7 protein-coding genes are annotated in these 10,906 nt (G+C 65.0%); 2 read left to right on the top strand and 5 right to left on the bottom strand.

Going from position 1 to position 10,906, the window contains the following annotated elements:
* The first annotated feature begins 44 nt into the window (after positions 1 to 44).
* Positions 45 to 1,910 (top strand): molecular chaperone HtpG, encoded by a 1,866-nt coding sequence (gene htpG / locus ACQREB_RS08730; protein ID WP_427767803.1) that lies wholly within the window; start codon positions 45 to 47, stop codon positions 1,908 to 1,910.
* Positions 1,911 to 1,991: 81 nt separating this feature from the next.
* Here the strand turns inward: htpG and ACQREB_RS08725 are convergent, their stop codons facing one another.
* From ACQREB_RS08725 to ACQREB_RS08705, 5 genes are all read right to left on the bottom strand, one after another.
* Positions 1,992 to 3,137, bottom strand: coding sequence for a UDP-N-acetylglucosamine--N-acetylmuramyl-(pentapeptide) pyrophosphoryl-undecaprenol N-acetylglucosamine transferase (locus ACQREB_RS08725; RefSeq protein WP_427767800.1), 1,146 nt, complete (start codon positions 3,135 to 3,137; stop codon positions 1,992 to 1,994).
* A gap of 19 nt (positions 3,138 to 3,156) precedes the next feature.
* Complete coding sequence (locus ACQREB_RS08720) at positions 3,157 to 4,377, bottom strand: FtsW/RodA/SpoVE family cell cycle protein (protein ID WP_427767797.1); 1,221 nt, start codon at positions 4,375 to 4,377, stop codon at positions 3,157 to 3,159.
* Positions 4,378 to 4,384: 7 nt separating this feature from the next.
* Complete coding sequence (locus ACQREB_RS08715) at positions 4,385 to 5,191, bottom strand: LysM peptidoglycan-binding domain-containing protein (protein WP_427767794.1); 807 nt, start codon at positions 5,189 to 5,191, stop codon at positions 4,385 to 4,387.
* Positions 5,192 to 5,323: 132 nt separating this feature from the next.
* On the bottom strand, positions 5,324 to 6,763 hold the full coding sequence (murD, locus tag ACQREB_RS08710; protein ID WP_427767792.1) for a UDP-N-acetylmuramoyl-L-alanine--D-glutamate ligase: 1,440 nt from the start codon (positions 6,761 to 6,763) through the stop codon (positions 5,324 to 5,326).
* Positions 6,764 to 6,836: 73 nt separating this feature from the next.
* Positions 6,837 to 9,797 carry a hypothetical protein gene (locus tag ACQREB_RS08705; protein WP_427767789.1) on the bottom strand — a complete coding sequence of 987 codons (2,961 nt, stop codon included), beginning with the start codon at positions 9,795 to 9,797 and terminating at the stop codon, positions 6,837 to 6,839.
* An 803-nt stretch (positions 9,798 to 10,600) separates the two neighbouring features.
* On the opposite strand from ACQREB_RS08705, the gene ACQREB_RS08700 reads away from it, so the two are divergent.
* A partial coding sequence (locus tag ACQREB_RS08700; protein WP_427767786.1) for a hypothetical protein occupies positions 10,601 to 10,906 on the top strand: 306 nt, incomplete at its 3' end.

Raw genomic sequence — 10,906 nt, 5'->3', positions numbered from 1 at the left:
GCGCGGCGTCCTTGGCATATTTTCTGCATCTCCGGAGAGCAATTATGAGTGACACAAAATCTGCGACCACGCACGCATTTCAGGCGGAAGTCAAACAGGTGCTCGACATCGTCGCGCACTCCATCTACAAGGACAAGGACATCTTCCTGCGCGAGCTCGTCTCCAACGCGAGCGACGCGCTCGAAAAGCTCCGCTACACGCAGCTCACGGAAAAAGCCGTGTTCGAGCCCGAACGCGAGCTCGCCGTCGAAGTCTCGACGGACGAGGCGGCGGGAACGCTCACCATCGCCGATTCCGGCGTCGGCATGACGCGCGAGGAGCTCGTCGAAAACCTCGGCACCATCGCGCATTCGGGCACGAAGGCGTTTCTTCAGAAGCTGAAGGAGAACGGCGGCGCGAACGAAAACCTGATCGGGCAGTTCGGCGTCGGCTTCTTCTCGGTGTTCATGGTCGCCGACGAAGTGAAGTTCTACACGCGCACGTGGCGCGAGGAGGGCGAATCGCTCTGCTGGACGTCCGACGGGAACGGCGCCTACACGATCGAGGACGCGGGCGAGGCGCTCCCGCGCGGCTCGCGGCTCGTCGTCCGCCTCAAGGAAGAGTTCAAGGATTTCGCGAAGAAGGACAAGGTGAAGGACGTGCTCGAGCGCTATTCGAAGTACATCGCGTTCCCGCTGAATCTCGACGGCGAAAAGCTCAACACGATGCAGGCGTTCTGGCTCAAGTCCAAGAGCGAAGTCTCCGAGCAGGAATACAAGGATTTCTACAAGTTCCAGTGCCACGCCTGGGACGAGCCGCAGGACTGGCTGCATTTCTCCGCCGACGCGCCGCTCGCCATCAACACGATTCTGTTCTTCCCGACGCACAATCCCGAGACGCTCGGCTTCGGGCGCGCGACGCCGGAAGTCTCGCTCTACTGCCGCAAGGTGCTCATCGACGCGGAGCCGAAAAACCTGCTTCCCGAGTGGCTGCGCTTCATGAAGGGCGTCGTCGATTCCGCCGACATTCCGCTGAACATCTCCCGCGAGACGCTGCAGGATTCCACGCTGATTCAGAAGCTGAACCGCGTGCTCACGAAGCGCGTCATCAAGCACCTCGAGGAACGCGCGAAGAAGAAGCCCGAAGACTACGCCAAGTTCTGGCGCGACTTCGGCAACTACCTGCGCGAAGGCATCGCCACCGACTACGACAACCGTGCCGCGCTCGCGCCCCTCTTCCGCTGCGAATCCTCGATTCTCGACGCGGGAACGCTCACGAGCCTGCCCGAATACGTCGAACGCATGAAGGACTCGCAGAAGGAGATCTACTACCTCGTCGGCGCGAACCGCGAGGCGATCGAGTCCGGCCCGTATCTCGAAGCGTTCAAGTCGCGCGGCGTCGAAGTGCTCTTCCTCTACGACGGCGCGGACGACTACGTCATGAACCAGCTCGGCTCGTTCAAGGAAAAATCCATCGTCTCCGCCGATTCCGCCGACATCGAGCTCGCCGACGCGCCGCAGACGGGAACGGGCGAACCGCTCTCCGAGGACGCGATGAAGTCGCTCTGCGCGTGGTTCGCGGAAACGCTCGGCAAGGAAAAGGTCGCCGAATGCTCCGCGGGCAAACGCCTCGTCGATTCGCCCGCCGTCGCGCTCAATCCAGACAAGTTCATGACCGCGTCCATGCGCCGCATGATGCGCCTGATGACGAAGGACGCGGGAACGGCGGACAAGCCCGTCGCCGTGAAGGTCGAGCTGAACCCGCGCCACCCGCTCGTGCACAAGCTCGACGCGCTGCGCGGCTCGAATCCGGAGCTCGCGAAGCTCGTCGCCGAACAGGTGCTCGACAACACGCTGATCGCCGCCGGCCTGCTCGACAACCCGCGCGGCATGACGCAGCGCATCTACGAGCTGCTCGGCAAGCTCGCGTGAGGCGCGCGCTTCGCGCCGTGCAAGGTGTAATGTGTAAGGTGTATTTTTTTACTCCTTACACCCTACACCTTACACCATGCTTCACGCCTGCTCGGACTTGAGGCCGCGCGTCTCGCCGGTGGCGTAGTGCTCGAGGTCGCCGACCATGTTGCTCCAGTCGAATTCGCGCGACATCTTTTCGATATTGGCGCGGAGCTCGGCGAGGAGCGCGTCGTCGGTGACGAGCGAAAGCGTCTCGTCCGTCAGCGTCGCGATTTCCGTCTGCGGCACGACGACGCCGGCGCCCTTTTCGCGGAAGAATCTGGCGTTCGCCTCCTGATGATTGTCCGCGGCGAACGGATACGGCACGAGCACGGCGGGAACGCAGCAGGCGACGAATTCGGCGAGCGAGCCCGCGCCCGAACGCGACACGACGAGATCCGCGGCGGAAAGCGCGGACGCCATGTCGTCGCAGAACGGAATGAAGCGGACGAAGACGGGCGCGCCGTCGCGGGAACGCGTCTCGCGCGTCGCGTCGCCCTCGGCGGCGTCGGCGAATTTTCCCGGTCCCGTGACGCAGAACACGGAAACGCCCGCGTCGGTGAAGCGTTTCAGGTCGCGCTCGATCCAGTCGTTGAGCGGCTTGGCGCCCTGGCTTCCGCCGAAGACGGCGAGCAGCTTGCCCGTCGCGGGAACGCCGATCCGGCGGCGCGATTCCGCCTTGTCGCGCGGGAAGATTTCCCGGCGCACGGGAAAGCCCGTCGAGCGCACGGCGAGCGGCGTGATGCCGCGCAGGCGCACTCCCGGCGGCAGATAGACGCGCGTGGCGATGCGGCTCATCCAGCGCACCGCCTTGCCGGGAACGCGGTTCGCCTCGTGCAGAATCACGGGAATGAAGAGCAGCCGGCTCGCGACGGCGAGCCCGACCGTGAGAAAGCCGCCGAAGCTGACGAACGCCGCCGGGCGTTCCCGCAGAAACAGCGAGAACCCGAACGCGAGCGACTGAAGGAGATTCAGCAGAAACTTCGCGAACGCGAGCGGGCGCAGCGAAAACGCGCAGCCGGGAGCGCGCAGAAATTCGAGCTCCGAATATTTTTCGGAAAGCCGCGCGTCGATCCGCTTTTTGCTGACGAGCAGCGTGCAGCGGAAGCCTTTTTCCGTGAGGCGTTCGGCGAGCGCGATGCCGGGCGAAAGGTGGCCGCCGGTGCCCCCGCAGGCGATGATGAAACGTTTGGAAGGAGTCTTCATGGAAAGGGAAAGCGGCGCGTCAGAATTCCGCCGGGCGCGGCAGATACGCCTTGCGCCAGTTCATGACGGAATTGTAGATGAGGCCGACGAACGTGAACATGACGACGAGATTGCTGCCGCCGTAGCTGATGAACGGCAGCGACATGCCCTTCGTCGGAAGCATGCCGAGATTCACGAGCATGTTGATCGTCGCCTGCAGCATGACGAAGAGCATCGAGCCCAGGCAGACGTTGAAGTAGAACACGTCGGCGATCTCGCGCAGGCGCGACACGACGAGCCCGAAAAAGAGCAGCAGCGCGACGGGAATCATCACGGTCCCGCAGAAGCCGAGCTCCTCGCCGACGACGGCGAAGACGCAGTCCGTGTGCGCTTCGGGCAGAAAGCCGCGGTAGATCATGCCGTCGCCGAGCCCTTCGCCGAAAAGCCCGCCGCTCGCGAAGCCCGTCAGCGCCTGCCAGAGCTGGTAGCCGAGATCCTCCTTGTATTTTTCGGGATCGATGAAGGAAAGCACGCGCGCGAAGCGGTTCGGCCACTGCCAGATCAGCAGCGAAAACGCGGAGATTCCCAACACGCCCGCGGGAACGATGTAGCGCAGCCGCCCGCCCGCGAGAAAAAGCATGATGCCGCCGACCGCGGCGCAGAGCGCCATCGTGCCGAGGTCCGGCTCCAGCGCGACGAGCCCGCAGACGCCGCCGATGATGAGCCCCGGGAAGACGAAGCCGCGCAGAAAATCCTCGCGCGCTTCGCGGGTGACGCGGACGAGCCACGGCCGCGGGCGCTCGAACCAGCGGAACTTCGGCCGCCCGAAATGGCGACGCGCCTGCGTCAGGTAATGCGCGAGCACGAACACGAGCGCGATCTTCGCGGGATCGCTCACCTGCAGATTGACGACGCCGAGCCCGATCCAGCGGCGCGAGCCGTTCACGACCTTGCCGAGCCCGGGAACGTAGATGGAAAGCAGCAGCAGCAGCGTTCCCGCGAAGATCCACGGCGCGAAGCGGCGCAGCCGGTCGAGGTTGATCTTCGCGGCGACGACGCCGGCGGCGAGCGCGGGAACGAGAAAGAACGCCTGCATGAAGAACGTGCGCAGCGGGCTGCCCGGCGTGTGGTACTGCCCCGCGCTCGTCTGGATCACCAGCCCGAAAATCGAAAGCAGCAGCGCGATAAAAACGATTAACCCCGCTTCGACTGAGACGCGGGGAAATCGGAAATCACGGGAACTGTCAGAGCCGTCCGGCATGCGCCGTTCAGCCCAGCGGCTGTTCGGGTTCGGTCGGTTCGACGGGCTCCGCGTCTTCCGGCGGAAGCGGGTCGGCGACGACGGCTTCCGGCTCCGGCTCGGGAAGCGGCTCCGGCGCCGGCGCGGGAGCGGGTTCCTCTTCCTTCTTCGGTTCCGGCGCGGGAGCGGGCTTCGCCGCCTCCGCCTTCTTCGTCTCGCCCGCCTTCGCGGGAATGACGAGCTTCTGGCCGATGCGGATGCTGTTCGCGTTTGCGATGCCGTTCGCCTCCATCAGCGCCTTGACCGTGACGCCGTGCGCGCGCGCGATCTTGCTGAGCGCGTCGCCCTTCTTCACGACGTAGACTTCGCCGCCCTCCGCCTTGTTCGCGGAGGATTTTTCCGAAGACGCGGACGTCTTCCCCGCCGCCGGAATCTTCAGCTTCATGCCGAGGCGGAGCACCGCGTTCTTGTTGATGTTGTTCGCCGCGCAGATGGCGTCGATCGTCGTGCCGTGGTTCTTGGCGATGACCCACAGGCTGTCGTTCTTCTTGACGACGTAGATCTTTTCTTCGCCGGAAGCGGGTTCCGCCTTGGCGGGCTCCGCGGGAACGGCGGCGGGCTGCGCCGGCTCGACCGGCTCGGCCTCGGACGGCTGCGTCGGTTCGTCGATCACGGCCGTTCCTTCGGTCGGCTCGGAAACGTCGACGATCTGCGGCGGATTCGCCGCGTTTTTCTCGCGCTCGCGGACGAGGCGCGGAGTGCAGCCGTTCACGAGAACGACGAACGCCATGACGTGCAGGAAAACGACGCCGGAAACGATGGTTAAAGCCTTCATGTTTTTTCTAAGAATCTCTGATTTGTGCTGTTGCGGAAAATACCTGAAACGATGCCGGAAATTTTGTGATTGTTTTCCCGTTTGTCGAAACTTTTTTCACGCGAATGCGGAGAAATGCGCGGACGCGCGCCCTCACGCGCCCGCCAGCTCCTCCGCGATGCGGTTGAACTGCCGCCCGCGGTCCGCGTAGCTCTTGAACATGTCGAAGCTCGCGAAGCCCGGGCTGAAGAGCACGACGGCGCGCGGCGTTCCCGCGTTCCGCGCGGCCTTGAAGGCGGCGTTCACGCTCGCGCCGAGGTTTTCGAAGACCTGAACGGGGACGCCCGTCCCCGCGAAGCCCGCGGCGAGCGCGGGCGCCGTTTCGCCGATGAGAAACGCCGCGGAGACGCGCGCCGCGAGCCGGCGGCAGAACGCCTCCGTGTCGCCGCCCTTGCCCAGCCCGCCGCCGACCCAGAAGATCGGCGCGTCCGGGAACGTCTCGAGCGCGGCATAGACGGCGTGGAAATTCGTGCCCTTGGAGTCGTCCCAGAACTCGACGCGCGTTCCCGCGGGCGTCTCGACGGCGGCGCTCAGCGCGAGGCGGTGCTCCTTCGGCGAGAACGCGCGCGCGGCGTCCTCGAGCTCCTTCAGCGGGAAGCCGCGCGCGAGCCAGAACCGCCGCGCGAGCGCGTAATTCTCCCGCTGCGGGAACGTCTCGAAAATGCTGCCCTCGGGAACGAGCCCGCGCACTTCCTCGCGCGTCGCGACCTGCACGAAGTCCGGCAGCGCGACGCCGAATTCCCGAGCCGCCGCCGCGACCGATTCGCCGACGACGCAGACGCGGTCCGCGAGAATCCGCCGCGCCTCCTCCGAATCCCGCGCGAAATCGCCGAGCAGCGCGCGCAGGTTGCTCTGCTGCTCGACGAGGCGGAATTTCGCGCGGAAATAGTTCTCCCGCGAGCCGTGGCGGTCGATGTGGTCTTCGTCGAAATTCGTCCAAAGCACGGAACGCGGCGAAAAATAGCGCAGGCATTCCGCCTGGAACGAGCTGATTTCGCAGATCGGATGCGCGATGCTCGGCATCTCCGAAAAAAGCATCGACGTCATCGGAATCCCGTTGTTGCCGACGGCGACGGAGACGCGCCCCGCCTTGCGGTGAGCGAAGCAGAGAAATTCCGTCAGCGTCGTCTTGCCGTTCGTTCCCGTGACGGCGGTGAGGTTGAGCCGGCTCGAAAGACGCGCCATGAACGCCGCCGCGTCCTCGCCGTCGAGCAGCTTCGCCGGCGCGGAGGACGCCTGCCAGAAGAGCGCCGCGAAATCCGCCTCCGTCAGGCAGAGCGCGCCCGCGTTGCGCGCGAGGCGCATCCACGGGTGCGCGAGCGGAAAGCCCGGGCTGTGGACGACGAGATCGTGCGCCTCCGCGTCCTCGGGCGTGAAGTTTTCGCGCGCGCCGCCGACGCCGGATCTGTCGTAGATCGTCGCGGGAACGCCCTGTTCCGCGAGAAAGCGCGCGACGGCGTTCCCGCTGACGCCCGCGCCGAAGACGGCGACCGGGCGGCGGACTTTGTTTTCCAGAATTTTGGGAAGAATCATGAGAAAGAAAAATCGTTGAGCGTTGAATGAAACGGACCGTTTTCGGAATTCTCCTGTCGCGCCGCGCCGCCGCTCATTTCCCGTCGGCGGGCATCGCCTTCTTGAGGAAATTCCCGAACGGACGCAGCTTCCAGGCGACGTCGTCGAGCGTTCCCGAAAGCTCGATCGGCACGAGCGTCGTCGATTCCGACGCCCAGTCGATGACGGTTCCGATCAACGGAATGTTCGTGAAGCGGCGGTTTCTGAAGACGGCGTCGCCGCGGATTTTCCCGCCGTCGAGCTCGTATTCCACGTCCGCGTCGATCGCGCCGGTTTCGCCGAAGATGCGCAGGTTCGGCAGCATCACCCGCCCGCCCGAAATCGCGTAGTCGGCGGACGCCTCCGTGAACTCGAACGACGTGAACGGGATCTTCACCATCTGGAGAAAACGCGAAAAGCCGCCGAAGATCTGCAGCTCGTAGAGCGCGGGATCGCGCAGAGAAAAACGCCCCGAGGCGTCAAGCGTCGAAACTTCCGGCAGCGTCAGCCCGCCGCGGAACGTCGCGTCGATCCGCGAAGCCTCGCCGCCGGGCGCGTTTTTCTTCTCCGCCGCCGCCGCGATTTTTTCCGCGTTCCCGCCCGCGGCGTCGTCGCCTTCCCGCCGCTTCGTCTCGGGCGTCTTCTTTTCCTCGGGAACGAGATTCTTCAGCGCGTCGCGCAGCCGCGCGGTCTCGACGTCCGCCAGCTTCAGATCGAGATCGACGCGCGTGCCCTCGGCGCGGATCTCCTCTTCGGGAAAGCGCACGAAAATGCCGCCGGAGACGACGCCGTCGCCGCACTTCGCGGAGAACGGAGAGACGCTCACGGCGCCGCTGTCGTAGCCGATTTTGCCGCGGAAATCCGCGCCTTCGATTCCCAGAAAACGGAACGGCCCCGGCGCGGCGCGCACGTTCACCGCGACGAGCTGGCGCGGCTCGGGATAAAATTTCTCGTCGCCGCTGAAGAAGCCGGAAACGTCCGCCGTGCCCGCGCCCTCGCGCTCGAGCACGCCGTCGAAGGCTTCCGGAAGCCCCTCGCCGACGATGCGGAAGACGTCGCCCGGCGGCATCGTTCCCGAAAACGCGAAGCGGAAATCGCGGTAATGATACTCGGGCTCGAACGCGTAGTGCCACTGGAGCGTTCCCGCGACGCTGTTCCCGCCGCGCTCGAAGCCCATGTCGAACGCGGCGATGAACGCCGGCTCCTCGACGACGCGCAGCCGCGCCTTGTCCACGAGCACGCCGCCGCCGACCGCGTTTTCGCCCGCGATCGAGCCGTAAACGTATTCCCAGCGCGAAGCCGGATCCCACGTGCCGTGCACGTCCACGTCCGCGCGGGGCGCGCGCGGCGCGGGCGCGAGCGAAAGATTCTTCCAGATGCGCCACCAGAACCAGCCGAGATAGTCGTCGAGCGCCTCCGGATTCGCGATCGAGCCGAACGCGCTCACGCGGTATTTTTTTTCGCCGCCGAATTCGACGAAGACGCGCGCGTTCGCGCAGTAGTTTTCGCCCGAAACCTGCGCGAGCGCGATGCGGAGCGCCTCCGGCGTGACGGCGCCTTCGCAGCGCAGCCCGCGCGCGCGCACCATGCGCCACGTCGCGGGGCCGGAACGGACGTCCCAGCGCGCCTCGCGGAACGCGAAGCCGGGCGCGAAATCGGCTTCGGCGCGCACGCGCGGACGCTCGAAGAACGCGAGCTTTTTGGCGTCTTCCGGCAGCGCCGCCGCGATCTGCGGCACGCGGAGCAGGCGCGGGAAATCCGGCAGAATCTCCGCCCGCGCGCGCGTTCCCGACGCGTCGTGCGCGACGCGCGCGTCGATTTCCGTGCCGAAGATTTCGGTGAAGAGCCGCAGCGTTCCCGCCGTCCGCCAGTCCGCGGAACGCGCTTCCGCCGCCGTTCCCGCGAAGGCGAAGTCGCCCTGAAGAAAATTCGACGCGTCGATTTTTTCGGCGGAGACGCGCACGCTCCGGGGCGCGCCGAGCGCGTCCGGCGCCGGATCGGCTTCCGCGCGCACGCCCCGCGCCGCCAGCGTCCAGCCCTCGAAAAGCCCTTCGCCGACGCGGCAGCGCAGCGTTCCCGCGGAAGCGCGCAGCGGCGTTGCCGCGACGATTTCGCGCGTCGCCGGGAAGAAGTGAATCTCGCCCGAGGCGCGCACGTCGTCGAGCGCGAGCCGCAGCTCGTCGCGCCGCAGACGGTCGCAGAAAAGCTCCGCGGAAACGGCGAGTGCGCCTTCCGTCTCGGCGGGTCCGAATTCGACGCGCAGGGAAAGCCCTTCGAGCTCGCGGAAATCCTTCTGCCGCCGCCCGGCTTCGGAAAGCGCGCCCGCGAACGCGTAAAACGCGGCGAGCGGAGACGCGCCGTTCCCGTCGAGGGGAGAGGCGACGTTCCTGTCGAGGGGAGAGGCGACATTCCTGTCGCTTCCCGAAGCCCCCGCGACGTTCGCCGCCGTTCCCGCCGCCTCGTCGTCCGCGTCGCGCCCGCCCGCAATCAGCAACGTCAGCGGGAACGCGCCCGCCGCGCTCACGGGAACGCCGGCGACGCGCGCGCGCGCCTCGCGCACGCGGATTTCGCCGAAGGAAAACGCCGCCTCGACGCTGGCGCGGTCGAGCACGATCTCCGGCTTCCCCGTCCGCGAACGGCTCGCCGGACAGCGGATTTCGACGCCGTCGCAGAAGAACGTCTGCGCGTTTCTGCCCGGCGCGGCGAAATTCTTCCAGTTGAAATGGGCGCCGACGAAGCGCGCGGACGCGAGCGTTTCCGCGCCCGACGCGCCCGAAAGCGCGACGTCGCGCAGCTTCAGAAACGTCAGCCGATGCAGCGACGCGCCGCCGATCGAGAGACGCGTTCCCGCGGGAGCGAGCTTTTCCGCGAGCGAGCCGCAGACGAAATCCGGAAGCTCCACCTCCGTGCGCGCCAGATACAGCGCCGCCGCCTGCACGAAAAAAAGCGCCGACAGCGAAACGCGCAGAACCTTGCGGAGGCGCGCGAAGCGGACGGACTTTTTTTCTGCCTTCATCGTGAGCGCAATCATGCGTCTTTCCGCACGGATTTTCGAGGATTTTCACGCCCGCCCGCCGAAGCTCCGCCGCATCTTCAAAAAAACACAGAAGAACGGAGAAACGAAGAAACGGAGACTCGCGGGAACGCCGCTTTTTTTCAAACGCAAAGAACGCGAAGAAAAACCGCGTTAGAGGGGAAGCGACATTCCTGTCGCTTTTCGAAATCCTTCCGCAGAAAGTTTTCTCCCGCGGATTTCGCAGATTCCCGCAGATTTTTGGGAACCGCGAATTTCACAGCAGGGTAAGCGTCCCGCTTGCCCTGCGAAATCTCCCCGCACAAACACCTCTTTAAGCTTTAACCCTTAACCTTTAAGCTTTTAACACAGAGAAACGGAGAAACAGGGAACCGGAGACTCGCGGGAACGCCGCTTTTTTTCAAACGCAAAGAACGCGAAGAAAAACCGCGTTAGAGGGGAAGCGACATTCCTGTCGCTTTTCGAAATCCTTCCGCAGAAAGTTTTCTCCCGCAGAATTCGCAGACTTCCGCAGATTTTTGAATCCACGAATTGCACGAATTCCGCGAATTTTTGCCGAAAGACGACCGGTCTACTTCCTCCGAAAATCCTTCCCGAAGAAATCTCCCTTTAAGCTTTTTCACCGCCCCGACGGGGCGAAACAAGCGTAACCCCATGCGCGACGCGAAGCGCGCGCTTGGGGCAAAACCCGCACATGCGCCGCGCCTGAAAGGCGCAACCGCCCGGAAGCGCTCGACGTTTTCACGGCACGCCGTTCCCGCGGGGCTGTTGCGCTTTTCAAGCGCGTGTTTTACGCGCTCGCTGCCCCAAGCGGCGTTTCGCCGCATGGGGTTATTTTTGTGCCGCATTTCATGCGGGAACATGGGGACCTGCCTTCGGTCGTGAGGCGGCGCATATTTTTCCCGTTCTCCGGCGAGACACTTCGCGAGAGTGAATCCAATCCCTTAAAATCCCCGAAACCCCTGTTCGTTTTCGCGCGTCTGCAGAGGGCAAGCGAGACGCTTACCCTCCTGTTCGCACGCCGCGTTGTCCGCGGATGCGGACGAAAATCTGCGGAGGAAAACTTCAATTCCGTTCTCCGGCGGGGCGCT

This window comes from Candidatus Spyradosoma sp. SGI.093, assembly GCF_050314555.1.
GTDB lineage: Bacteria > Verrucomicrobiota > Verrucomicrobiia > Opitutales > UBA953 > Spyradosoma.
Note: the sequence above shows the minus strand (reverse complement) of the source record. Positions and strands in the feature narration are given on the sequence as shown.

Bases quoted from the DNA above. Each gene is read 5' to 3' on its own strand.
- htpG (WP_427767803.1), top strand. From the start codon at position 45: ATGAGTGACACAAAATCTGCGACCACGCACGCATTTCAGGCGGAAGTC.
- ACQREB_RS08725 (WP_427767800.1), bottom strand. From the start codon at position 3,137: ATGAAGACTCCTTCCAAACGTTTCATCATCGCCTGCGGGGGCACCGGC.
- ACQREB_RS08720 (WP_427767797.1), bottom strand. From the start codon at position 4,377: ATGCCGGACGGCTCTGACAGTTCCCGTGATTTCCGATTTCCCCGCGTC.
- ACQREB_RS08715 (WP_427767794.1), bottom strand. From the start codon at position 5,191: ATGAAGGCTTTAACCATCGTTTCCGGCGTCGTTTTCCTGCACGTCATG.
- murD (WP_427767792.1), bottom strand. From the start codon at position 6,763: ATGATTCTTCCCAAAATTCTGGAAAACAAAGTCCGCCGCCCGGTCGCC.
- ACQREB_RS08705 (WP_427767789.1), bottom strand. From the start codon at position 9,797: ATGAAGGCAGAAAAAAAGTCCGTCCGCTTCGCGCGCCTCCGCAAGGTT.